21 protein-coding genes, 1 tRNA gene and 2 rRNA genes are annotated in these 22,791 nt (G+C 54.0%); 20 read left to right on the top strand and 4 right to left on the bottom strand.

All coding sequences use genetic code 11. The features are described 5' to 3' along the window. Nucleotides 1–19 precede the first annotated feature (19 nt). The 13 genes from msrP (at nt 20) to ACMWKK_RS11265 (ending at nt 11,882) form a co-directional block, all read left to right on the top strand. Nucleotides 20–1,021 carry a protein-methionine-sulfoxide reductase catalytic subunit MsrP gene (msrP, locus tag ACMWKK_RS11325; protein ID WP_112780515.1) on the top strand — a complete coding sequence of 334 codons (1,002 nt, stop codon included), beginning with the start codon at nt 20–22 and terminating at the stop codon, nt 1,019–1,021. Beyond that, nucleotides 1,022–1,621 carry a protein-methionine-sulfoxide reductase heme-binding subunit MsrQ gene (msrQ, locus tag ACMWKK_RS11320; RefSeq protein ID WP_112780516.1) on the top strand — a complete coding sequence of 200 codons (600 nt, stop codon included), beginning with the start codon at nt 1,022–1,024 and terminating at the stop codon, nt 1,619–1,621. A 234-nt stretch (nt 1,622–1,855) separates the two neighbouring features. Continuing rightward, nucleotides 1,856–2,308, top strand: a complete 453-nt coding sequence (gene aroQ / locus ACMWKK_RS11315) for a type II 3-dehydroquinate dehydratase (protein ID WP_032642454.1) — start codon at nt 1,856–1,858, stop codon at nt 2,306–2,308. A gap of 21 nt (nt 2,309–2,329) precedes the next feature. Continuing rightward, nucleotides 2,330–2,791, top strand: coding sequence for an acetyl-CoA carboxylase biotin carboxyl carrier protein (gene accB / locus ACMWKK_RS11310; RefSeq protein WP_010436174.1), 462 nt, complete (start codon nt 2,330–2,332; stop codon nt 2,789–2,791). Nucleotides 2,792–2,801: 10 nt separating this feature from the next. Beyond that, nucleotides 2,802–4,151 (top strand): acetyl-CoA carboxylase biotin carboxylase subunit, encoded by a 1,350-nt coding sequence (gene accC / locus ACMWKK_RS11305; RefSeq protein ID WP_003860388.1) that lies wholly within the window; start codon nt 2,802–2,804, stop codon nt 4,149–4,151. Nucleotides 4,152–4,259: 108 nt separating this feature from the next. Continuing rightward, complete coding sequence (locus ACMWKK_RS11300) at nt 4,260–4,502, top strand: YhdT family protein (protein WP_112780517.1); 243 nt, start codon at nt 4,260–4,262, stop codon at nt 4,500–4,502. After that, nucleotides 4,492–5,943, top strand: a complete 1,452-nt coding sequence (panF, locus tag ACMWKK_RS11295) for a sodium/pantothenate symporter (RefSeq protein ID WP_112780518.1) — start codon at nt 4,492–4,494, stop codon at nt 5,941–5,943. Before ACMWKK_RS11300 ends, panF begins: the two co-directional genes overlap by 11 nt. Before the next feature lie 11 nt (nt 5,944–5,954). Continuing rightward, a complete protein-coding gene (prmA, locus tag ACMWKK_RS11290) occupies nt 5,955–6,836 on the top strand; it encodes a 50S ribosomal protein L11 methyltransferase (RefSeq protein WP_094945088.1) in 882 nt (293 codons plus the stop codon). A 128-nt stretch (nt 6,837–6,964) separates the two neighbouring features. Beyond that, a complete protein-coding gene (locus ACMWKK_RS11285) occupies nt 6,965–7,705 on the top strand; it encodes a carbonic anhydrase (protein WP_112780519.1) in 741 nt (246 codons plus the stop codon). A 330-nt stretch (nt 7,706–8,035) separates the two neighbouring features. Further along, complete coding sequence (gene dusB / locus ACMWKK_RS11280) at nt 8,036–9,001, top strand: tRNA dihydrouridine synthase DusB (RefSeq protein ID WP_045329658.1); 966 nt, start codon at nt 8,036–8,038, stop codon at nt 8,999–9,001. Between the two features lie 23 nt (nt 9,002–9,024). Then, on the top strand, nt 9,025–9,321 hold the full coding sequence (gene fis, locus ACMWKK_RS11275) for a DNA-binding transcriptional regulator Fis (protein ID WP_000462905.1): 297 nt from the start codon (nt 9,025–9,027) through the stop codon (nt 9,319–9,321). A 176-nt stretch (nt 9,322–9,497) separates the two neighbouring features. Then, complete coding sequence (locus ACMWKK_RS11270) at nt 9,498–9,662, top strand: DUF2556 family protein (protein ID WP_032642458.1); 165 nt, start codon at nt 9,498–9,500, stop codon at nt 9,660–9,662. A 138-nt stretch (nt 9,663–9,800) separates the two neighbouring features. After that, the gene (locus ACMWKK_RS11265; protein WP_161656373.1) at nt 9,801–11,882 is read left to right on the top strand and encodes a putative bifunctional diguanylate cyclase/phosphodiesterase; all 2,082 of its coding nucleotides are present in this window, start codon (nt 9,801–9,803) and stop codon (nt 11,880–11,882) included. Here the strand turns inward: ACMWKK_RS11265 and envR are convergent. Further along, the gene (gene envR, locus ACMWKK_RS11260) at nt 11,798–12,517 is read right to left on the bottom strand and encodes an acrEF/envCD operon transcriptional regulator (protein ID WP_161656372.1); all 720 of its coding nucleotides are present in this window, start codon (nt 12,515–12,517) and stop codon (nt 11,798–11,800) included. The genes ACMWKK_RS11265 and envR overlap by 85 nt on opposite strands. 387 nt (nt 12,518–12,904) lie before the next feature. Between envR and ACMWKK_RS11255 the strand changes: the two genes are divergently transcribed. The 7 genes from ACMWKK_RS11255 (at nt 12,905) to ACMWKK_RS11225 (ending at nt 22,323) form a co-directional block, all read left to right on the top strand. Beyond that, a complete protein-coding gene (locus tag ACMWKK_RS11255) occupies nt 12,905–14,044 on the top strand; it encodes an efflux RND transporter periplasmic adaptor subunit (RefSeq protein WP_284948523.1) in 1,140 nt (379 codons plus the stop codon). An 11-nt stretch (nt 14,045–14,055) separates the two neighbouring features. Then, nucleotides 14,056–17,169, top strand: a complete 3,114-nt coding sequence (locus ACMWKK_RS11250; protein ID WP_112780534.1) for an efflux RND transporter permease subunit — start codon at nt 14,056–14,058, stop codon at nt 17,167–17,169. A 303-nt stretch (nt 17,170–17,472) separates the two neighbouring features. Further along, nucleotides 17,473–17,694: a lipoprotein gene (locus tag ACMWKK_RS11245; RefSeq protein WP_008502867.1), complete on the top strand. Its 222-nt coding sequence runs from the start codon at nt 17,473–17,475 to the stop codon at nt 17,692–17,694. 475 nt (nt 17,695–18,169) lie between these two features. Beyond that, complete coding sequence (locus tag ACMWKK_RS11240; RefSeq protein WP_045329583.1) at nt 18,170–19,195, top strand: amino acid ABC transporter substrate-binding protein; 1,026 nt, start codon at nt 18,170–18,172, stop codon at nt 19,193–19,195. Between the two features lie 67 nt (nt 19,196–19,262). Then, complete coding sequence (locus tag ACMWKK_RS11235) at nt 19,263–20,444, top strand: amino acid ABC transporter permease (RefSeq protein ID WP_112780535.1); 1,182 nt, start codon at nt 19,263–19,265, stop codon at nt 20,442–20,444. A gap of 9 nt (nt 20,445–20,453) precedes the next feature. Then, nucleotides 20,454–21,557: an amino acid ABC transporter permease gene (locus ACMWKK_RS11230; RefSeq protein WP_045329579.1), complete on the top strand. Its 1,104-nt coding sequence runs from the start codon at nt 20,454–20,456 to the stop codon at nt 21,555–21,557. A 7-nt stretch (nt 21,558–21,564) separates the two neighbouring features. Continuing rightward, nucleotides 21,565–22,323: an amino acid ABC transporter ATP-binding protein gene (locus ACMWKK_RS11225; protein WP_014171880.1), complete on the top strand. Its 759-nt coding sequence runs from the start codon at nt 21,565–21,567 to the stop codon at nt 22,321–22,323. Nucleotides 22,324–22,429: 106 nt separating this feature from the next. Here the strand turns inward: ACMWKK_RS11225 and rrf (ACMWKK_RS11220) are convergent. The 3 genes from rrf (ACMWKK_RS11220) to rrf (ACMWKK_RS11210) all read right to left on the bottom strand — a co-directional run. Beyond that, a 5S ribosomal RNA gene (gene rrf, locus ACMWKK_RS11220) occupies nt 22,430–22,545 on the bottom strand. 43 nt (nt 22,546–22,588) lie between these two features. Then, a tRNA-Thr gene (locus ACMWKK_RS11215) sits at nt 22,589–22,664 on the bottom strand. 14 nt (nt 22,665–22,678) lie between these two features. Then, nucleotides 22,679–22,791, bottom strand: a 5S ribosomal RNA gene (gene rrf / locus ACMWKK_RS11210); the annotation flags it as partial.

Here is a 22,791-nt window from a genome sequence, read left to right as displayed (position 1 = left end):
ACGCATGATGGAGGATGCCATGAAAAATCGAAAACTGACGGAAGCTGACGTAACGTCCGAGTCTGTCTTTATGCTACAGCGCCGCCAGATCCTGAAAATGCTTGGCATCAGCGCCACCGCGCTATCGCTCTCGCCTGCGGCACACGCCGACCTGCTCGACTGGTTTAAGGGCAACGATCGGCCGAAGGCCCCGTCCGGCGCCCCGCTCACCTTTACCAAAACGGCTGAATGGCAAAACAAACTGCCGCCGACGCCGGAAGATAAAGTTACCGGCTATAACAACTTCTACGAATTTGGTCTGGATAAGGCCGATCCTGCCGCCAACGCGGGAAGCCTCAAAACCGATCCGTGGACGCTGAAGATTGATGGCGAAGTGGCGAAACCCCTGACGCTGGATCATCACGACCTGACCACCCGCTTCCCGCTCGAAGAGCGTATCTATCGCATGCGCTGCGTGGAAGCCTGGTCAATGGTGGTGCCCTGGATCGGCTTCCCCCTGCATAAGCTGCTGGCGATGGCTGAACCCACCAGCAACGCAAAATATGTCGCTTTTCAGACGCGCTACGCGCCGGACGAGATGCCCGGGCAAAAAGACCGGTTTATCGGCGGCGGGCTTGAATATCCCTATGTGGAAGGGTTACGCCTCGATGAAGCAATGCACCCGCTCACCCTGCTGACCGTCGGCGTATACGGCAAGGCGCTTCCGCCGCAGAACGGCGCCCCCATCCGTTTAACCGTGCCGTGGAAATACGGTTTTAAAGGGATTAAGTCCATCGTCAGCATTAAGCTCACCCGCGAGCGTCCGCCAACCACCTGGAATCTGGCGGCTCCCGACGAATATGGTTTCTTCGCCAACGTGAACCCGCACGTGGATCACCCGCGATGGTCGCAGGCAACCGAGCGGTTTATCGGTTCCGGCGGTGCGCTGGACGTAAAGCGCCAGCCGACGCTGCTATTTAACGGCTATGCGGATGAAGTGGCCTCGCTGTATCGTGGCCTCAATTTACGGGAGAACTTCTGAGTGCGTCTAACGGCAAAACAGATCGTCTGGCTGAAGGTGCTGCTGCATCTGGCCGGGTTACTTCCTTTTATATGGCTGTTCTGGGCCGTCAGCCAGGGGCTCTTTAGCGCCGATCCGGCAAAGGACATCCAGCATTTTACCGGTCGGATGGCTCTGAAATTCTTGCTGGCCACCTTGCTCGTCTCGCCCCTGGCGCGCTACGCTAAACAGCCATTATTGATACGTACCCGTCGGCTATTAGGGCTATGGTGTTTTGCCTGGGCGACGCTGCACCTTACGAGCTATGCCCTGCTGGAGCTGGGAATTAACAATCTGGCGCTGCTTGGCCGCGAACTGGTGACGCGTCCTTATCTGACGCTGGGTATCGTGAGCTGGGTGGTTTTACTGGCGCTGGCGCTAACCTCCACGCAATATGCGCAGCGAAAACTGGGCAGGCGCTGGCAGCTGCTGCACAACTTCGTCTATCTTGTTGCCATCCTCGCGCCCATTCATTACCTGTGGTCGGTGAAGATCCTCTCCCCGCTGCCGGTCCTGTATGCACTGGCGGCCGTAGCGCTTTTAGCATGGCGTTATAAGAAGTTCCGCCAGTGGTTGCGATAGTTCGCGAAACTGTGCGTTTTCCCGCAGATTCCCCGTCAACCGCAAATCTTTTTCGGATAGCGGTTGATAATCTTCCCTGATAAGACCAGTATTTAGCTGCTAAATGCTACGAAATCGTTATAATGTGCGACCTTGGTTCGCCTGACAGCGGTTTTAAGCCTCTGAAAAGGTGACATTTGCGTTTCGAAGGTATATGTTGTTTTTTACCCGAAAATCGCAGGAGATAGCGGCATAATGACTGATAAGTTCCATATCTTAGTTTTGAACGGACCGAACCTGAACATGCTCGGCACCCGTGAGCCAGAGAAGTACGGCACGCTAACATTGAGTGAAATTGTTAACCGTCTGGGAACGGAAGCAGCGTCGCTGAATGTGGATTTGGATCATTTTCAGTCGAATGCGGAGTACGCACTCATCGACCGTATTCATCAGGCTAAAGACACTGTGGACTATATCCTGATCAATCCGGCCGCGTTTACGCACACCAGTGTTGCTATCCGCGACGCACTGCTCGCGGTGAGTATCCCGTTTATCGAGATCCACCTGAGTAACGTGCACGCCCGAGAGCCGTTCCGCCACCATTCATATCTGTCGGATATCGCTGCCGGCGTTATCTGTGGACTTGGCGCTGACGGCTATTCATACGCTTTACAGACAGCGGTAAAACGCTTGTCACAATCACACTAAACAAGAGTACGGAACCCACTCATGGATATTCGTAAGATTAAAAAACTGATCGAGCTGGTTGAAGAATCAGGCATCTCCGAACTGGAAATTTCTGAAGGCGAAGAGTCTGTACGCATCAGCCGTGCAGCCCCAGCCGCTAGCTTCCCGGTAATGCAGCAAGCTTATGCTGCGCCAGTGCAGCAGCCTGCGCTCTCCGCAGCCGTTGCGCCAGCCGCAGAAGCCGCACCTGCCGCTGCAGCAGAAATCAGTGGTCACATCGTACGTTCCCCAATGGTTGGTACTTTCTACCGCACCCCGAGCCCGGACGCGAAGGCGTTCATCGAAGTGGGTCAGAAGGTCAACGTAGGCGATACCCTGTGCATCGTTGAAGCGATGAAAATGATGAACCAGATCGAAGCAGACAAATCAGGTACTGTGAAAGCGATTCTGGTCGAAAGTGGTCAGCCGGTTGAATTTGACGAGCCGCTGGTCGTCATCGAGTAACGAGGCGAACATGCTGGATAAAATTGTTATCGCCAACCGCGGCGAGATCGCCCTGCGTATTCTTCGTGCCTGTAAAGAACTGGGCATCAAGACCGTCGCTGTGCACTCAAGCGCGGATCGCGATTTAAAACACGTATTGCTGGCGGATGAGACGGTCTGTATTGGCCCGGCTCCGTCCGTAAAAAGCTATCTGAACATCCCGGCTATCATCAGCGCCGCTGAAATCACCGGCGCGGTGGCAATTCATCCGGGTTATGGTTTCCTCTCTGAGAACGCCAACTTTGCTGAGCAGGTTGAACGCTCTGGCTTCATCTTCATCGGCCCGAAAGCCGACACCATCCGCCTGATGGGCGATAAAGTGTCTGCAATCACCGCGATGAAAAAAGCCGGCGTGCCAACCGTACCAGGCTCTGACGGCCCTCTGACCGACGACATGGATGCTAACCGTGCTCATGCTAAACGCATTGGCTACCCGGTTATCATCAAGGCGTCCGGCGGCGGCGGCGGTCGCGGTATGCGCGTTGTGCGCAGCGATGCTGAACTGGCGCAGTCCATCTCCATGACCAAAGCTGAAGCGAAAGCCGCGTTCAGCAATGACATGGTGTACATGGAAAAATACCTGGAAAACCCACGCCACATCGAAATTCAGGTGCTGGCAGACGGTCAGGGTAACGCGATCTATCTGGCAGAGCGCGACTGCTCCATGCAGCGTCGTCACCAGAAAGTGGTCGAAGAAGCACCAGCACCGGGCATTACCCCGGAACTGCGTCGCTACATCGGCGAGCGTTGCGCCAAAGCGTGCGTGGATATCGGCTATCGCGGTGCGGGTACCTTCGAGTTCCTGTTCGAAAACGGTGAGTTCTACTTCATCGAGATGAACACCCGTATTCAGGTTGAACACCCGGTAACCGAAATGATCACCGGCGTTGACCTGATCAAAGAGCAGCTGCGTATTGCAGCCGGTCAGCCGCTGTCCATCAAGCAGGAAGAAGTGGTGGTGAAAGGCCATGCGGTAGAGTGCCGTATTAACGCCGAAGACCCGAACACCTTCCTGCCAAGCCCGGGTAAAATCACGCGTTTCCACGCGCCGGGTGGCTTTGGCGTGCGCTGGGAGTCTCATATCTATGCCGGTTACACCGTACCGCCGTACTATGACTCAATGATCGGCAAGCTCATCTGCTACGGCGAAAACCGTGACGTGGCGATTGCCCGCATGAAGAACGCCCTGCAGGAGCTGATCATCGACGGTATCAAAACCAACGTTGATCTGCAGATGCGTATCATGAGCGACGAGCACTTCCAGAATGGTGGAACCAACATCCACTATCTCGAGAAGAAACTCGGTCTTAACGAGAAGTAAGACCGCTCGCGTGCGAAAAGGCCGGATTATCCGGCCTTTTTTATTTCTGGGGCCAGGAAAGCCTCATCATGTACAATCCCCGCTTTCTTCATCCACAAGGGACAAAAAATGGACAAACGTTTTGTTCAGGCCCACAAAGAAGCGCGCTGGGCGCTGTGGCTGACCCTTCTCTATCTCGCCGCATGGTTAGTAACTGCTTACTTACCGGGTTCAACCTCGGGCATAACCGGCCTGCCGCACTGGTTTGAAATGGCGTGTCTGCTGGTACCGCTGATTTTCATTTTGCTCAGCTGGCTGATGGTGCGCTTTATCTTCCGCGATTTCCCGCTGGAGGACAGTGATGCAAACTGAAATCATCACCGTGCTGGTTGTCTATCTGATCGTGGTGTTTGGCCTCTCTTTCTATGCCATGCGCAAGCGCAGTACCGGATCGTTCCTGAGCGAATATTTCCTCGGCAGCCGCTCGATGGGCGGCTTTGTGCTGGCGATGACGTTAACCGCCACGTACGTGAGTGCCAGTTCATTCATTGGCGGGCCGGGAGCAGCATACAAATATGGGCTCGGCTGGGTATTGCTGGCCATGATCCAGGTACCCACTATCTGGCTCTCATTGGGCATTCTGGGCAAAAAATTTGCCATTCTTGCCCGCCGCTATAACGCCATTACGCTAAACGACATGCTGCAGGCGCGCTATCAGAGTCGCGCGGTCGTCTGGATTGCCAGCATCAGCCTGATTGTCGCCTTCGTCGGCGCCATTGCCGTACAGTTTATTGGCGGCGCGCGCCTGCTGGAAACGGCGGCGGGTATCAAGTACGAGACCGGGCTGCTCATCTTCGGGATCACGATTGCCCTGTACACCGCGTTTGGCGGTTTCCGCGCCAGCGTGCTAAACGATACGATGCAGGGCATGGTGATGCTGATAGGCACCCTTGTGCTGCTGGTCGGCGTCATCTACGCGGCCGGTGGATTACACAATGCGGTGCAAACGCTGGAGCAGATCGACCCTAAGCTGGTTAGCCCGCAGGGTGCTGACGATATCCTGACGCCTGCATTTATGACCTCCTTCTGGGTGCTGGTCTGCTTCGGCGTTATCGGCCTGCCGCACACGGCGGTGCGCTGTATCTCTTATAAAGACAGCAAGGCCGTTCACCGCGGGATTGTGATTGGCACCGTCGTCGTTGCGCTGCTGATGCTGGGCATGCACCTGGCGGGCGCGCTGGGCCGTGCCGTGTTACCTCACCTGACCGTGCCGGACCAGGTGATCCCAACGCTGATGGTGCAGGTTCTGCCGCCGTGGGCCGCGGGCTTGTTCCTTGCTGCACCGATGGCGGCGATCATGTCGAACGTTAACGCGCACCTGCTGCAGGCTTCAGCCACTATCATCAAAGATCTGTGGCTGAGCGCGCGTCCGGCTAAACTGCATAATGAGCAAAAGCTGAAACGCATCTCCACCTGGACCACGCTGGTGCTTGGCATTCTGATGATGCTGGCCGCATGGCGTCCGCCGGAGATGATCATCTGGCTTAACCTGCTGGCGTTCGGCGGCCTGGAGGCCGTATTCCTGTGGCCTTTGGTATTGGGTCTCTACTGGGAGCGGGCCAATGCTGCGGGTGCGTTAAGCGGAATGATCGTCGGCGGCGTGCTCTATGCCGTTCTCGCAACGTTTAAGATTCAGTACCTGGGCTTCCATCCGATTGTCCCATCGTTACTGCTAAGTTTACTGGCGTTTGTGGTCGGGAACCGTTTCGGTCAACCCGTACCGCAGCCCGCTATGATTTCTACTGATAAATAAAGAGTTTTGCCATGCCGTGGATCCAACTAAAACTGAACACAACCGGTGCTAACGCCGAAGAGCTGAGCGATGCGCTGATGGAGGCCGGTTCGGTCTCTATTACCTTCCAGGACACGCATGACACGCCGGTCTTTGAGCCGCTGCCGGGTGAAACCCGCCTGTGGGGCGATACCGACGTGATCGGCCTGTTTGATGCCGAAACCGACATGAAAGAGGTGGTTGCCATTCTGGAAAACCATCCGCTGCTGGGCGCGGGTTTTGCGCACAAAATCGAACAGCTGGAAGACAAAGACTGGGAACGCGAGTGGATGGATAACTTCCACCCGATGCAGTTCGGCAAACGTCTGTGGATCTGCCCAAGCTGGCGCGACGTCCCGGACGAAAATGCGGTCAACGTGATGCTCGACCCGGGCCTGGCGTTTGGTACCGGCACTCACCCAACCACGTCCCTGTGCCTGCAGTGGCTGGATGGTTTGGATCTGGACGGTAAGACGGTGATCGACTTCGGCTGCGGATCCGGGATCCTCGCCATTGCCGCCCTGAAACTCGGCGCGGCTAAAGCCATTGGGATCGATATCGATCCGCAGGCCATTCAGGCCAGCCGGGATAATGCCGAGCGTAACGGCGTCTCCGATCGTCTGGAGCTCTATCTGCCGGATGCCCAGCCAGAGGCCATGAAAGCCGATGTGGTGGTCGCAAACATTCTGGCGGGACCACTGCGCGAGCTGGCCCCGTTAATCAGCGTGCTGCCCGTTGAGGGCGGTCTGCTGGGCCTTTCCGGTATCCTGGCAAGCCAGGCAGACAGCGTGTGTGAAGCCTACGCCGATCTCTTTGCCCTCGATCCGGTGGTGGAAAAGGAAGAGTGGTGCCGCATCACCGGCCGTAAAAAATAAGCATTTGGCGTGGTCATCTGACCACGCCTTTCTCCCTTCGATAATCCTCTGTCACTCAGCCATTCTTCGGTAAAATAACCATACAAATCATGTTGATTTGTAATATAAAAATTCACCGGAAGAATATGATGAAACACATTACAGGCAAGGCAGCGCTGCTGGCGCTGAGCATGGTTTCGGCTTCAGCATTGGCATCACACTGGAGCTACAAAGGGGAAGGTTCGCCGGAACACTGGGGTGAACTGGACGAGGCCTACAAGACCTGTCAAAGCGGGATGAACCAGTCTCCCATTAATATTGATTCGACCGCGAACGCCCATCTTCCCCCGCTACAAACCCACTACGTTGATGGCCCGGTTACGCTGACGAACAATGGCCATACCATTCAGGCAAGCGAGCAGGCGAACACCCGCGACACCCTGACTCTTGATAAGCAAACCTGGACGTTACAACAGTTTCATTTCCACGCGCCGAGCGAAAACACCGTTCATGGCAAGAAGTATGCGATGGAAATGCATCTGGTTCATAAAAATGCCAGCGGAGAACTGACGGTGGTGGCGGTCATGTTTGATAAAGGGGCCGCAAACCCGGAGCTTGAAAAGCTGTGGCGCGTGATGCCGCAGCAGGCCGAGCAGAACGTCTCCATCAAACAGGACCTTAACCTGAACTCACTGCTGCCGGGCGATAAAACGTACTGGCGCTTTAGCGGTTCCTTGACCACCCCACCGTGTTCAGAAGGCGTCACCTGGATTGTGCTTAAGCATCCCCTGACGGTGTCTGCAGAACAGCTTGAGAGATTCACCCGTACCATGCATCACGATAATAACCGGCCGTTACAGTCGCTGCATGGGCGTGTTGTGGTCGAATAAGACGCATGTTTCGCCTGACGATCATGTTCTAAAATGCGACGCAGATCGCAAAGAAGTGGGGAAATCTGCTGCTTAAAACAGCAGATTATCCCGCTTTGGCGACGCATTTATTCAGAAATGATGAGAAGTTACGGGAAATTGTAAGCGCCCATAAAATAACCATTCACGTATAACACAATGATTTAAATAGTGAATAATTTTGAACGAACAGATTCAGCGGCGATTCCTTGATCTACCGCAGTGGATTGTTCAAAGTTTGGCCTTTCATCTCGTGCAAAAAATGCGTAATATACGCCGCCTTGCAGTCACAGTATGGTCATTTCTTAACTCATGCGCATCGGACACCACCAGCTTAGAAATCGCCTGATCGCAGCCCCTATGGCAGGTATTACCGACCGGCCGTTCAGGACGCTGTGCTACGAGATGGGAGCCGGTTTAACCGTATCCGAGATGATGTCGTCTAACCCGCAGGTTTGGGAAAGCGATAAATCCCGCCTTCGGATGGTGCACATTGATGAACCCGGTATACGCACCGTGCAAATTGCCGGAAGCGTGCCTGAAGAGATGGCAGATGCCGCGCGGATTAACGTGGAAAGTGGTGCCCAGATTATTGATATCAATATGGGGTGCCCGGCCAAAAAGGTGAATCGCAAGCTTGCAGGTTCAGCCCTTCTGCAATACCCCGATCAGGTGAAAGCTATCCTGACGGCGGTTGTCAGCGCGGTGGACGTTCCTGTTACGTTAAAGATTCGCACGGGTTGGTCGCCGGAACACCGTAACTGTGTAGAGATTGCCCAACTGGCCGAAGATTGTGGCATTCAGGCCCTGACCATTCATGGACGCACTCGCGCCTGTTTGTTCAACGGCGAAGCTGAATACGACAGCATTCGGGCAGTTAAGCAGAAAGTTTCCATTCCGATTATCGCGAATGGCGACATAACTGACCCGCTTAAAGCCAGGGCTGTGCTCGACTATACGGGAGCTGATGCTCTGATGATAGGACGTGCAGCTCAGGGAAGACCCTGGATCTTCCGGGAAATCCAGCATTATCTGGACACTGGGGAGCTGCTTGCCCCACTGCCACTGGCAGAGGTTAAGCGCTTGCTTTGTTCGCATGTTCGGGAACTGCATGACCACTACGGTCAGGCAAAAGGGTACCGAATTGCGCGTAAACACGTCTCCTGGTATCTCCAGGAGCACGCTCCAGATGACCAGTTTCGGCGCACATTCAACGCCATAGAGGATGCCAGCGTACAGCTGGAGGCGTTGGAGGCATACTTCGAAAATCTTGCGTAATGAAATAAAGAGCTGACAGAACTATGTTCGAACAACGCGTAAATTCTGACGTACTGACCGTTTCTACCGTTAACTCTCAGGACCAGGTAACTCAAAAGCCCCTGCGTGACTCGGTTAAACAGGCACTGAAGAACTATTTTGCTCAACTGAACGGTCAGGATGTTAATGACCTGTATGAGCTGGTACTGGCTGAAGTTGAACAGCCACTGTTGGACATGGTGATGCAATACACCCGCGGTAACCAGACCCGCGCTGCGCTGATGATGGGTATCAACCGTGGTACTCTGCGTAAGAAACTGAAAAAATACGGCATGAACTGATACTAATCAGTTAAATGCTTGTTTAAAAAGGCGCTCTTCGGCATGGGGAAGCGCCTTTTTTATTTCCTGCGCGCTCCGTCAACGCATTGTAAACCTTCGCTTCTCCCGCTTTTCAACCACGGTTTTTCGTGTATATTTCCCCCACCTTACTGGCGCTCTTCTCGCGGAATGACACAATGATTCGTAAATACTGGTGGCTGGTTGTCTTTGCAATCTTCGTTCTCGTTTTCGATGCACTCCTGATGCAGTGGATTGAACTGATGAGCACCGAAACCGATAAGTGTCGCAATATGAACTCCGTCAATCCGCTGAAACTCGTGAACTGCTCAGAGCTCGACTAATCGCCTGATTATGCAAATCCCCCGTTATTACCCACTAAAAACGGGGATTTAAATCCCTTTGAGCCATTACCTGACGGTGATAATGTCTCGCCCTTCTCAACCGCTCTAGCGTAACCCCACACTTGAGTAGAACCGTCCATGCTGGTCAGCCAATACAACGCTATCCTTGTCGTCCTCTCCTTTGTTGTTGCCATCCTTGCTGCGTATACCGCGCTGAACATGGCTGCACGCGTCGCCGGAAGCGAGGGCGTCGCTGCCCGCGTCTGGCTGGCCGGGGGAGGTATTGCCATGGGCATTGGCGTGTGGGCCATGCATTTTATCGGCATGCTGGCGATGGACCTCTCCATGAGCATGAGCTATAACGCCAGCCTGACGGTGTTATCCATGGTCATCGCCGTGGGTTCGTCACTGTTCGCGCTATGGCTCGTGAGCTGCGAGCAATTACGCTTGCGCCGACTGCTGCCCGGCGCGCTGGTGATGGGAAGCGGAATTGTCGCGATGCATTACACCGGCATGGCGGCGCTGGAAGTGATGCCGGGGATTATCTGGGACAAGGTCTGGGTGGCTATTTCGGTCGCCATTGCGCTTGCCGCTTCCCTCGCGGCATTGTGGCTGACCTTCCGCCTGCGTCGCGAAGCCGCGCAGGTCGTGCTGATGCGCATGGGGGCCGCCATCACGATGGGGATTGCCATTGCCGGTATGCACTATGCCGGAATGAAAGCAGCGCAGTTTCCAATGTCCACCATGGTTCACCATGCGGGGATTAACGGAAGCTGGCTGGCGGTGCTGGTCAGCGTCGTCGCGCTCTCTATTCTTGGCATCACCCTGCTGGTGTCGATGCTGGATGCCCGCCTTCAGGCTCGTACCGCCCTTCTGGCCTCGTCGCTGGCAGAAGCTAACCGGGAGCTCGCTCAGCTGGCGCTGCACGATACCCTGACGCGTCTGCCCAACCGTATCCTGCTGGAAGACCGACTCGATCAGGCCATCAGCAAAGCCGATCGTGAAGGGAATCACTTTGCCCTGATGTTTATGGATCTCGACGGCTTTAAAGCCATCAATGACGCCTACGGCCATGATGTCGGTGACAGGCTGCTGGTCGCCGTTACGCAGCGTCTGCTGCAGCTTCTGAAAGGCCAGTTCACCCTTGCACGTATCGGCGGCGATGAGTTTGTTCTGCTGGCAGAGGGAGAAGGCCCGGACGACGCGGCATCGCTGGCGAATGCGCTGGTGCGCGCGATCGATAGTCCGTTCACTCTTGGCCCCTATGAACTGGTGGTGACCCTCAGCATAGGTATTGCGCTGTATCCTCACGACGGCAAAACCGAGCGCGAGCTGATGTTTAACGCCGACGCGGCGATGTATCACACGAAGCATATGGGCCGGAACGGCTATCACTTTTTCCAGCCCTCTATGAACACCCTGGCGCAGACCCATCTCCAGCTAATGAACGATCTGTGGATGGCGATCGATCGCCATGAGCTGCGCCTGCTGTATCAGCCAAAATTTCACGCCCCCGCGGGTCCTGTCCTCGGATTCGAGGCGTTATTGCGCTGGCAGCACCCAAAGCAGGGTCTCCTGACGCCGGACCTTTTTCTGCCGTTAGCGGAAAAAACGGGGCTGATCGTCCCTATTGGCAACTGGGTGATTAATGAAGCCTGTCGCCAGCTGCGGGAATGGCATCTTCAGGGGCATAAAAGCTGGTCAATGGCGGTAAACCTGTCAACGCTGCAGTTTGAACAGCCTTCGCTGGTTAAAACGGTTCTCGACTGTCTGGCACTTCACCACGTGCCGCCGGAAATGTTGATCCTCGAAGTAACGGAAACCACGGCAATGAGCAACCCGGACGAGAGCGTAAGGGTGCTGACAGAGCTGACGGATGCGGGCGTGAAGGCCTCCATTGATGATTTTGGCACCGGGTACTCAAGCCTTCTGTACCTCAAGCGCTTACCGGCCTGTGAGTTGAAAATCGACAGGGCGTTCGTGAAAGAGCTCAGCGGCGAAAGCGAGGATGCCACTATTGTCTCAGCGATTGTGGCCCTCGCTAAAACGCTTAACCTCAAAGTCGTGGCTGAAGGAGTCGAAACTGAAGCACAGCAAGCCTTTTTAACCGCGCTTGGCTGCAACACCCTTCAGGGTTATCTGTTAGGTAAACCCGCCAGCCCGCAGGCCATAGAAGCACTTTGCGCCCGAGGGGAAATGTTACCTGGCGCCGAGCTGTAGGCCTCATCATCAGGCGACACGCGAATGACAGGGAGTGTCGCCAGTATACTGTCGACCAGCGCAGGAGCCTGCTGATAAAGATTAAAACTGTCGTTATTCATTAACCAGTTTTTAATTATTCCGCTAAAAAAACCGTGGAAGACAATCAAGGTGAGATCCACATTCATTGTTGGCGAAATGATATTCCGCGAGATACAGGTCTCCAGCGTGGCGCGCAGCGTGTCATCATTGAATCCAATCCGTTTCCTGATCTCTTTCTCTGGGATCATATCGCTGCTAAATTCACATTTATGATACAGAATTTGTAAAAGCGCACATTGTCGGGGTTCATGGGCAATATATTGCAGCGCAGTAATAAATTGCTCACGAAGTTTTAACAATGGATCGTCGCTATCGGAAAGAGTAAGCCTGTCGCGAATAATGTCACGAAGCGGTAGCTGCTGTTCCCAGATGGCATTAAATATTTCAGCTTTACTGGTGAAGTGCCAATAGATTGCTCCGCGCGTCACCTTTGCGGCATCGGCTATGTCCGTCAGCGTCGTGCTGGCTACGCCACGCGTCGCAAACTGGCCGATTGCCGCCTCAATCAGCTGCTGCCGGGTTTGTTGGGCCTCTTCTTTCTTTTTACGCGCCATAGGCAGCTACTCGTTACTCACAGGATTTGAAGATAATAATGCGTTCATAAAAATGTAAGTATTCACTAAAATCAATTTTAATTTTGCACAAAAAAAGTCAGCCCTCTTAATTTATAATTAATGCAAATACATCAAACCAATTAAATAGACGAGATGAATGAGTAAAGGACATTAACCCCAGTTATCTGATTAATCTGCCTGAAGTATATCGCTGAATGGACCGAGTCTGATTCTGATTTTTTTATACAAGCACGGTCATTCGCACTTATAAATTAAAAAACATTAAATACCCTCATTATTATACGCAGCTACATTTTATTTTTATCCCTCTGCCCCAGCTACCGATTTGCGGCATATATCGGTTGATGGGTATTTAAAGGAACAGTAATGACGAATCATTTCAGACGCTTACCCTTAGCCGGTTTCATTGTCTGCGCGGTACTGCTCTCAGGATGCGATGGCCAGGAAAACCCACAACAACATCCGCAGGCCCCCCAGGTCAGCGTGCATATTGTGAAAAGCGCGCCGCTGGCTGTCACCACTGAACTCCCGGGCAGAACGGATGCGTTCCGCGTTGCAGAGGTTCGTCCGCAGGTTAGCGGTATTATCCTGCGTCGTAACTTCACGGAAGGTAGCGATGTAAAAGCGGGTGATTCACTTTATCAGATTGATCCTGCGACCTATCAGGCAGCCTATGAAAGTGCCAAAGGCGAACTGGCGAAGGCACAGGCGGCGGCTAATATTGCCCATCTGACGGTAAAACGTTATCTCCCGCTGGTAGGCACCCAGTATGTCAGCAAGCAGGAGTATGACCAGGCCGTGGCGACGGCTCAGCAGGCAGATGCCAGCGTGGTTGCCGCAAAAGCCGGGGTTGAAAGCGCGCGAATCAACCTTGCCTATACCAAGGTGACCTCGCCTGTTGATGGTCGTATCGGGAAATCCAGCGTGACCGAAGGGGCGCTGGTGACGAACGGGCAAGCCACGGCGCTGGCCACGGTCCAGCAGCTCGATCCGATTTATGTCGATGTTACCCAGTCCAGTAATGACTTTATGCGCCTGAAACAGACGAGCCTGCAGAAAGGCGATACCGCCAGCAGCGTTGAGCTGCTGATGGAAAATGGACAACCCTATCCGCTCAAAGGCACCCTGCAGTTCTCAGACGTCACGGTTGATGAAAGTACCGGCTCGATTACCCTGCGCGCCATTTTCCCCAACCCTCAGCATCTGCTGTTACCCGGCATGTTTGTTCGCGCCCGCATTGATGAAGGCACCCAGCCGGTTGCGATTCTGGTGCCACAGCAAGGCGTGACCCGAACACCGCGAGGCGATGCAACCGTCATGGTGGTGAACGATAAAAACCAGGTAGAGCCGCGTACCGTCGTCGCCCCGCAGGCAATTGGCGACCGCTGGCTGGTGACGGAAGGGCTGAAAAACGGTGACCGCGTGATTGTCAGCGGGCTACAGAAAGTCAAACCGGGGGTGACCGTCGTCGCGACGCCGGATACCACCGCGACGCCAGCCGGTTAAGGGACGACGACATGGCTAATTTCTTTATTCAGAGACCGGTTTTCGCCTGGGTACTGGCCATCATCTTGATGATTGCTGGCGGGCTGGCCATTCTCAAACTTCCCGTCGCACAGTATCCGACCATCGCGCCTCCCGCGGTGGCGATATCGGCGACCTACCCGGGCGCTGACGCGCAAACGGTGCAGGATACCGTGACCCAGGTTATCGAACAGAACATGAACGGTATCGATAAGCTGATGTATATGTCCTCCACCAGCGATTCAGCGGGTAACGTCACCATTACCCTGACCTTCGAGTCAGGAACGGACCCTGACATCGCGCAGGTACAGGTGCAGAACAAGCTGCAGCTCGCGATGCCGCTTCTGCCGCAAGAGGTTCAGCAGCAGGGGATTGGCGTGGAGAAATCCAGCAGCAGCTTCCTGCTGGTTGCCGGTTTTGTTTCAGACAACAAAAGTCTCACGCAGAACGATATTTCTGATTACGTCGCCTCAAACGTCAAAGATGCCATCAGCCGGACGTCTGGTGTCGGTGACGTTCAGCTGTTTGGCGCGCAGTATGCGATGCGCATCTGGCTCGACAGCAACGCGATGAACAAATACCAGCTGACGCCGCTGGATATTATCAATCAGCTGAAAACGCAGAACGATCAGATAGCGGCAGGTCAGCTGGGCGGAACGCCGTCCATTCCCGGGCAGCAGCTGAATGCCTCGATTATCGCGCAAACCCGCCTGAAATCACCGGAGGAGTTTGGCCGCGTGACGCTCAAGGTGAATCAGGACGGTTCGATGGTTCATCTGAAGGACGTGGCGCGTATTGAGCTGGGCGGCGAAAACTACAACATGGTCACTAAAATCAACGGGCAGGCAGCAACCGGTCTGGGGATTAAGCTGGCTACCGGCGCCAATGCGCTGGACACCGCGGCAGCCATCAAGAGCAAGCTGGCGCAACTGCAGCCGTTCTTCCCGCAGGGGCTAAAAGTTGTCTATCCCTATGACACCACACCTTTTGTGAAAATCTCCATCCACGAAGTTGTGAAGACCCTGTTTGAGGCGATTATTCTCGTCTTCCTGGTGATGTACCTGTTTCTGCAAAACCTGCGTGCGACGCTCATCCCGACCATCGCGGTACCGGTTGTTCTGCTGGGTACCTTCGCGGTTCTGGCGGCGTTCGGTTTCTCCATCAATACCCTGACGATGTTCGGCATGGTGCTGGCGATAGGTCTGCTGGTGGATGACGCCATCGTGGTCGTTGAGAACGTTGAACGCGTCATGGTTGAGGACAAACTGCCGCCGAAAGAGGCCACGCAGAAGTCGATGGAGCAGATCCAGGGCGCACTGGTGGGGATCGCCATGGTGCTCTCGGCGGTCTTTATTCCGATGGCCTTTTTCGGCGGCTCAACGGGAGCGATCTATCGCCAGTTCTCACTGACTATCGTTTCCGCTATGGCGTTGTCCGTACTGGTTGCGCTCATCCTGACGCCCGCCCTCTGCGCAACATTGCTTAAGCCCGTATCCGCCGACCATCATGAGAAGAAAGGTGGCTTCTTCGGCTGGTTTAATGCGCTTTTTGATAAGAGCGTGGATCACTATAGCAACAGCGTGAGCGGTATTTTGCGTAAGACCGGGCGCTATCTGGTGGTGTACATCATTATCGTCGCTGGGATGGCGGTGCTCTTTCTGCGCTTGCCCACCTCCTTCCTCCCCGAAGAGGATCAGGGGGTGTTTATGACGATGGTTCAACTTCCGGCAGGGGCAACCCAGACGCGTACTCAGCAGGTCCTTGACCAGGTTCAGGACTACTACCTGAACAAAGAGAAGGCGAACGTTGAGTCCGTCTTTACCGTAAACGGCTTTAGCTTTAGCGGCCAGGGTCAGAACTCCGGTATTGCCTTCATCAGCCTGAAGCCCTGGGAAGAGCGCCCGGGGGCGGAAAATGGCGTCGAAGCCATTGTGGGTCGCGCGACGAAAGCCTTCAGTCAGATTAAAGATGGTCTTGTGTTCCCGTTTAACCTGCCTGCCATTATTGAGCTGGGTACCGCGACGGGCTTCGACTTTGAACTGATCGATCAGGCTAACCTGGGGCATACCCAGCTGACGCAGGCGCGTAACCAGCTGCTCGGCATGGTGAAAGAGCATCCTGACCTGCTGGTCCGCGTGCGTCCTAACGGTCTTGAAGATACGCCTCAGTTCAAGCTGGATGTCGACCAGGAGAAAGCGCAGGCGCTGGGCATTAGTCTTTCTGACGTTAACCAGACGATTTCGACTTCCTTAGGCGGCACCTATGTGAACGACTTTATCGATCATGGGCGCGTGAAAAAGGTCTACGTACAGGCCGATGCAAAATTCCGTATGTTGCCGGGAGATATCAACAACCTTTACGTGCGCAGCGCGAATGGAAAAATGGTGCCGTTCTCCGCCTTTAGCAGCGCGAAGTGGGTTTACGGTTCGCCTCGCCTGGAGCGCTACAACGGGATGCCCTCTATGGAAATTCTCGGTGAATCAGCCCCGGGTAAAAGTACCGGTGAGGCGATGGTGATGATGGAAAGCCTCGCGGCGAAACTGCCTACAGGCATCGGCTATGACTGGACGGGGATGTCTTACCAGGAGCGGCTCTCGGGCAACCAGGCGCCTGCACTGTATGCCATTTCACTTATCGTAGTATTCCTGTGTCTGGCAGCGCTGTATGAAAGCTGGTCCATTCCATTCTCCGTTATGCTGGTTGTGCCGCTAGGGGTCATCGGGGCGCTTCTCGCAGCCTCACTGCGCGGGTTAAACAATGACGTCTACTTCCAGGTCGGCCTGCTGACGACGATTGGCTTATCGGCGAAAAACGCCATCCTGATCGTCGAATTTGCAAAAGACCTGATGGATAAAGAAGGTAAAGGCATTATTGAAGCCACGCTGGAAGCGTCACGGATGCGCCTTCGTCCGATCCTGATGACGTCCCTGGCCTTTATCCTTGGCGTCATGCCGCTGGTGATCAGCACCGGGGCCGGGAGCGGCGCGCAAAACGCCGTCGGTACCGGCGTGATGGGGGGCATGCTTTCCGCAACGCTTCTGGCGATTTTCTTCGTGCCCGTCTTCTTTGTGGTTGTCCGGCGGCGGTTTACTCGCCATAACGATTAATGTTTCCCTGAAAAGGCACCTTTGGTGCCTTTTTATTTTTAACATAAACAACGAATTAGGTTTTACAAAGAGGCCGTTTTAAAAACAGGACGATTTGCATTAAGTAAAAACAGTCTTTTGCATCTTCATAATGTCTCCATTAATTCATCCTGAAGCCGACTTTTCTCCACGATTTTTACAAACTACATAAATTGAGATTATTCCTCGTGTAACGGGGAGTTACCCCGATGGTAAAATAACCGCCAGTTCGTTAATAGCCCTCCTGGCTTTATAGCGAATGAGAAATAATACTGAGGTAACATCATGAAAAGATTCATTTCCGTTGCACTTCTCGCTGCGCTGCTTGCTGGCTGCGCGCACGACTCTCCATGTGTACCGGTTTACGACGACCAGGGCCGACTGGTTCATACCAATACCTGTATGAAAGGCACCACCCAGGATAACTGGGAGACAGCGGGTGCTATCGCCGGCGGTGCTGCCGCAGTAGCGGGTTTGACGCTGGGTATTGTAGCCCTGACGAAGTAACGTCTGTTGAGAAAGCGCGGCTCCGGCCGCGCTTTTTGCTTTTAATGAGTGCAGTATCTTCAAATAAGTAAAAAAATAGCCCCGTATTTATTCACGTAATTAATTTAAGCCTGAAGCTAGTCACAACTTTTTCGTATACTCAGTCAAATTACCTGGCCTGCCGTGATGACTTTCACACATTCATATTATTGAATACCCTGCCAATATTCACACCGGAAACTATCTCTTCTTTTTCCTGACCCGATTTAAAACTTTTGCTCCGATTTGTGGCACAGGTTGTAATTTCGCACCGTTTCGGGGCGCTCGTTTTATTTAAGCCTGTCTACACTCAGCATTAAGCGTTCACTCGTCTCTTATTTTCTCGAACGCAAAACTGGCATTACGTTTGCTTTATAAACGTTGGCCAAAGCCACAGACAGGTAAAGCGTTTAAAAAACGCCTCTATAACGATAAATTTCGCCACACAGGATGCATTATGAAAAAGACGATGATAGCCAGCCTGGCCGCAGCAGGCATGTTGTTCGCCGTAGCCGGTCAAGCCCATGCGGGAACGACACTGGATGCCGTTAAAAAGAAAGGTTTTGTTCAATGTGGTATCAGTGACGGTTTGCCTGGCTTCTCTTATGCCGATGCGAACGGCAAATTTACCGGTATTGATGTGGATGTTTGTCGTGGCGTTGCAGCTGCCGTTTTTGGCGATGACAGCAAAGTAAAATATACCCCGCTGACGGCGAAAGAACGCTTTACGGCGCTGCAGTCCGGCGAGGTCGACCTGCTCTCCCGTAATACCACCTGGACCTCTTCCCGTGACGCAGGGATGGGGATGTCATTTACGGGCGTGACCTATTATGACGGCATTGGCTTCCTGACCCACAATAAAGCGGGCCTGAAAAGCGCGAAGGAGCTGGATGGTGCCACCGTTTGTATTCAGGCGGGCACCGATACCGAGCTGAACGTCGCCGATTATTTCAAAGCAAACAACATGAAATACACCCCGGTGACATTCGACCGCTCGGATGAATCAGCCAAAGCGCTGGAATCCGGCCGTTGCGACACGCTGGCCTCTGACCAGTCGCAGCTGTATGCCTTACGTATTAAGCTGAGCAACCCGGCAGAGTGGATTGTCCTGCCTGAAGTGATCTCCAAAGAACCTCTCGGCCCCGTCGTTCGTCGTGGCGATGAAGACTGGTTCTCCATTGTTCGCTGGACGCTGTTTGCCATGCTGAACGCAGAAGAGATGGGCATCAACTCGAAAAACGTTGATGAGAAAGCGGCTAATCCATCCAATCCGGATATGGCGCACCTGCTCGGTAAAGAAGGCGATTTCGGCAAGGATCTGAAGCTGGATAACAAATGGGCTTACAACATCATCAAGCAGGTGGGCAACTACTCGGAGATCTTTGAACGCAACGTGGGATCGGAAAGCCCGCTGAAGATCAAGCGCGGCCAGAACAATCTCTGGAACAACGGCGGTATTCAGTACGCGCCACCAGTACGTTAAGTCATAGCTGTAACGGGCACTGCTCAGGCAGTCCCCACTCCAGAGTCATGGTTACTGAGGTTTCTTTATGTCCCATCGCCGCTCAGCCGTAAAAGGATCGCTATCCTTTTCTCATCCCGCGGTCCGCGCCTGGCTATTCCAGATTATTGCTATCGTTGCGGTTGTTCTCATCGCCGTGTATCTCATCCATAACACCATTACCAACCTGAATAACCGCGGCATTACCTCCGGTTTTGCGTTTTTGGATCGCAGCGCGGGGTTTGGCATTGTTCAGCACCTTATTGATTATCAGGAAGGTGACACGTACGGACGCGTGTTCGTGGTCGGTTTACTGAATACGCTGTTGGTATCGGCGCTTTGTATCGTCTTCGCCTCGATTCTGGGCTTCTTTATTGGTCTGGCGCGTCTTTCTGAAAACTGGCTTCTGCGGAAACTGTCGACTGTTTATATCGAGACGTTCCGCAATATTCCCCCGCTCCTGCAGATCTTCTTCTGGTATTTCGCCGTACTGCGCAACCTTCCCGGTCCCCGTCAGGCCGTGGACGCGTTTGAGCTGTTTTTCCTGAGCAACCGTGGGTTGTCCATTCCTTCTCCTCAGCCGGGTGAAGGACTGTTCGCTTTCATCGCCGCGATTGTGATCGCGCTAACCCTCTCTGCCGGGATATTCCGCTTTAACCGCAAACATCAGATCAAAACCGGTCAGCTTCGCAGAACCTGGCCCACGGCAGCTGTTCTGATCGTTAGCCTGCCGCTCATCGCACACTGGCTGTTTGGGGCCGCTCTGCACTGGGATATTCCCCATCTGCGTGGCTTTAACTTTCAGGGCGGGATGGTATTAATTCCCGAGCTGGCAGCCCTGACGCTGGCGCTGTCGATTTATACGTCCGCGTTTATCGCAGAGATTATTCGTGCGGGGATCCAGGCCGTACCTTACGGACAGCACGAGGCGGCTCGCTCGCTGGGATTACCCCATACCGTGACGCTTCGCCAGGTCATCATTCCGCAGGCTTTACGGGTCATCATTCCGCCCCTGACCAGCCAGTATCTCAACATTGTCAAAAACTCGTCGCTGGCTGCAGCCATTGGTTACCCGGATATGGTGTCACTCTTCGCCGGAACCGTGCTTAACCAGACCGGACAGGCCATTGAAACTATCGCCATCACGATGTCTGTCTATCTGATCATCAGCCTGGTGATTTCATTGCTGATGAACCTTTATAACCGTCGTATAGCACTGGTCGAGCGCTAAGGATCTATGATGACAAAAGCGATACTGTCGCACGCCTCGCGCCCTGCCAACTCGACAGGTGGACGTTTTATCCTCTGGGCGCGCAAGAATCTGTTCTCCAGCTGGAGTAACAGCCTGCTGACGATTGTCTGCCTGTGGCTCATGTGGGAATTGATTCCTCCCCTGCTGAACTGGGCGTTTTTACAGGCCAACTGGGTCGGTTCAACCCGGGCAGACTGCACCAAAGCGGGCGCCTGCTGGGTGTTCATCCATGAGCGCTTCGGTCAGTTCATGTATGGATTGTATCCGCATGAACAGCGCTGGCGGATCAATCTGGCACTGGTTATCGGCCTGCTCTCTGTCGCGGCCATGTTCTGGAAAAAGCTGCCTCACCGTGGACGCTACATTGCCGTCTGGGCGGTGGTTTATCCGATTATCGTCTGGGTGCTGTTGTATGGCGGTTTCCTGGGACTGGAACGCGTTGAAACACGCCAGTGGGGCGGGCTGACGCTGACGCTGATTATCGCATCAGTGGGGATAGCCGGTGCTCTACCCTGGGGGATATTACTTGCCCTGGGACGGCGTTCAAAAATGCCGATCGTACGCGTGCTCTCCGTTATCTTTATTGAGTTCTGGCGCGGCGTACCGCTTATTACCGTTCTGTTTATGTCCTCGGTCATGCTGCCGCTGTTTATGGCTGAAGGGACAACCATCGACAAGCTGATCCGTGCCCTGGTTGGGGTGATTCTCTTCCAGTCCGCCTATGTTGCTGAAGTGGTGCGCGGTGGTCTGCAGGCGTTGCCTAAGGGCCAGTACGAAGCGGCGGAATCACTGGCGCTCGGCTACTGGAAAACGCAGGGGCTGGTCATTCTTCCGCAAGCACTCAAGCTGGTCATCCCGGGTCTGGTCAACACGATCATTGCCCTTTTCAAAGATACCAGCCTGGTGATCATCATCGGATTGTTCGATCTCTTTAGCAGCGTGCAGCAGGCGACCGTTGACCCTGTCTGGCTTGGCATGTCCACCGAAGGCTATGTCTTTGCCGCACTGATCTACTGGATCTTTTGTTTCAGCATGTCGCGCTATAGCCAGCATCTGGAAAAGCGCTTTAACACCGGGCGTACGCCGCACTGAGGAAATTATGAGCCAAATAACTATGACACCCGCCGACGCGATGATTACGCTGGAAAACGTGAATAAATGGTACGGGCAGTTTCATGTACTGAAGGACATTAATCTTAAGGTTAAGCAGGGCGAACGCATTGTCCTGTGCGGCCCTTCCGGCTCCGGGAAATCCACGACCATTCGCTGCATTAATCATCTTGAAGAACATCAGCAAGGACGCATTGTGGTTGATGGCATCGAGCTGAATGAAGATATCCGCAATATCGAACGCGTGCGTCAGGAAGTGGGAATGGTCTTTCAGCACTTTAATTTATTTCCGCACCTGACCGTTCTGCAGAACTGTACGCTTGCGCCAATTTGGGTACGTAAGATGCCGAAAAAGGAAGCCGAGGCGTTGGCAATGCACTACCTGGAGCGCGTACGTATCGCAGAACACGCCAATAAGTTTCCAGGCCAGATATCGGGTGGTCAGCAGCAGCGTGTGGCTATCGCCCGTTCACTGTGTATGAAGCCAAAAATTATGCTGTTTGATGAACCGACATCAGCCCTCGACCCGGAAATGGTGAAAGAGGTGCTGGATACCATGATTGGGCTGGCACAATCCGGCATGACCATGCTGTGCGTCACGCATGAGATGGGGTTCGCGAGAACCGTGGCTGACCGGGTGATCTTTATGGATCGTGGGGAGATTGTTGAGCAGGCGCCGCCGGATGAGTTCTTTGCGCATCCGAAGTCAGAACGCACGCGAGCATTCCTGTCGCAGGTGATTCACTAATCGTTTACTCTGCCGGGTGGCGGCTTCGCCTTACCCGGCCTACCGTTTTTTCTGCGCATAAACGCAAAAAGGCCATCCTTTCGGATGGCCTTCTCACTTATTTGATGTCTGGCAGTTCCCTACTCTCACATGGGGAGACCCCACACTACCATCGGCGCTACGGCGTTTCACTTCTGAGTTCGGCATGGGGTCAGGTGGGACCACCGCGCTAAAGCCGCCAGACAAATTCTTTTACTTCTTGCCGAACTTTAACCTAAGTATAAAGTGGTGCTGATACCCAGAGTCGAACTGGGGACCTCACCCTTACCAAGGGTGCGCTCTACCAACTGAGCCATATCAGCACGCTAAATTTGATGCCTGGCAGTTCCCTACTCTCACATGGGGAGACCCCACACTACCATCGGCGCTACGGCGTTTCACTTCTGAGTTCGGCATGGGGTCAGGTGGGACCACCGCGCTAAAGCCGCC

The organism is Enterobacter sp. 01-M-03-SI-ECC (assembly GCF_047530215.1).
In the GTDB taxonomy this organism is placed as follows: Bacteria; Pseudomonadota; Gammaproteobacteria; order Enterobacterales; family Enterobacteriaceae; genus Enterobacter; species Enterobacter chengduensis.
The sequence above is the reverse complement of the archived record's forward strand: the minus strand, read 5'-3'. Positions and strand labels throughout refer to the sequence as shown.

Excerpts from the sequence above, each read along its gene's own strand:
- msrP (WP_112780515.1), top strand. The coding sequence starts at position 20 with ATGAAAAATCGAAAACTGACGGAAGCTGACGTAACGTCCGAGTCTGTC.
- aroQ (WP_032642454.1), top strand. The coding sequence starts at position 1,856 with ATGACTGATAAGTTCCATATCTTAGTTTTGAACGGACCGAACCTGAAC.
- accB (WP_010436174.1), top strand. The coding sequence starts at position 2,330 with ATGGATATTCGTAAGATTAAAAAACTGATCGAGCTGGTTGAAGAATCA.
- accC (WP_003860388.1), top strand. The coding sequence starts at position 2,802 with ATGCTGGATAAAATTGTTATCGCCAACCGCGGCGAGATCGCCCTGCGT.
- ACMWKK_RS11300 (WP_112780517.1), top strand. The coding sequence starts at position 4,260 with ATGGACAAACGTTTTGTTCAGGCCCACAAAGAAGCGCGCTGGGCGCTG.
- panF (WP_112780518.1), top strand. The coding sequence starts at position 4,492 with ATGCAAACTGAAATCATCACCGTGCTGGTTGTCTATCTGATCGTGGTG.
- prmA (WP_094945088.1), top strand. The coding sequence starts at position 5,955 with ATGCCGTGGATCCAACTAAAACTGAACACAACCGGTGCTAACGCCGAA.
- ACMWKK_RS11285 (WP_112780519.1), top strand. The coding sequence starts at position 6,965 with ATGAAACACATTACAGGCAAGGCAGCGCTGCTGGCGCTGAGCATGGTT.
- dusB (WP_045329658.1), top strand. The coding sequence starts at position 8,036 with ATGCGCATCGGACACCACCAGCTTAGAAATCGCCTGATCGCAGCCCCT.
- fis (WP_000462905.1), top strand. The coding sequence starts at position 9,025 with ATGTTCGAACAACGCGTAAATTCTGACGTACTGACCGTTTCTACCGTT.
- ACMWKK_RS11270 (WP_032642458.1), top strand. The coding sequence starts at position 9,498 with ATGATTCGTAAATACTGGTGGCTGGTTGTCTTTGCAATCTTCGTTCTC.
- ACMWKK_RS11265 (WP_161656373.1), top strand. The coding sequence starts at position 9,801 with ATGCTGGTCAGCCAATACAACGCTATCCTTGTCGTCCTCTCCTTTGTT.
- envR (WP_161656372.1), bottom strand. The coding sequence starts at position 12,517 with ATGGCGCGTAAAAAGAAAGAAGAGGCCCAACAAACCCGGCAGCAGCTG.
- ACMWKK_RS11255 (WP_284948523.1), top strand. The coding sequence starts at position 12,905 with ATGACGAATCATTTCAGACGCTTACCCTTAGCCGGTTTCATTGTCTGC.
- ACMWKK_RS11250 (WP_112780534.1), top strand. The coding sequence starts at position 14,056 with ATGGCTAATTTCTTTATTCAGAGACCGGTTTTCGCCTGGGTACTGGCC.
- ACMWKK_RS11245 (WP_008502867.1), top strand. The coding sequence starts at position 17,473 with ATGAAAAGATTCATTTCCGTTGCACTTCTCGCTGCGCTGCTTGCTGGC.
- ACMWKK_RS11240 (WP_045329583.1), top strand. The coding sequence starts at position 18,170 with ATGAAAAAGACGATGATAGCCAGCCTGGCCGCAGCAGGCATGTTGTTC.
- ACMWKK_RS11235 (WP_112780535.1), top strand. The coding sequence starts at position 19,263 with ATGTCCCATCGCCGCTCAGCCGTAAAAGGATCGCTATCCTTTTCTCAT.
- ACMWKK_RS11230 (WP_045329579.1), top strand. The coding sequence starts at position 20,454 with ATGACAAAAGCGATACTGTCGCACGCCTCGCGCCCTGCCAACTCGACA.
- ACMWKK_RS11225 (WP_014171880.1), top strand. The coding sequence starts at position 21,565 with ATGAGCCAAATAACTATGACACCCGCCGACGCGATGATTACGCTGGAA.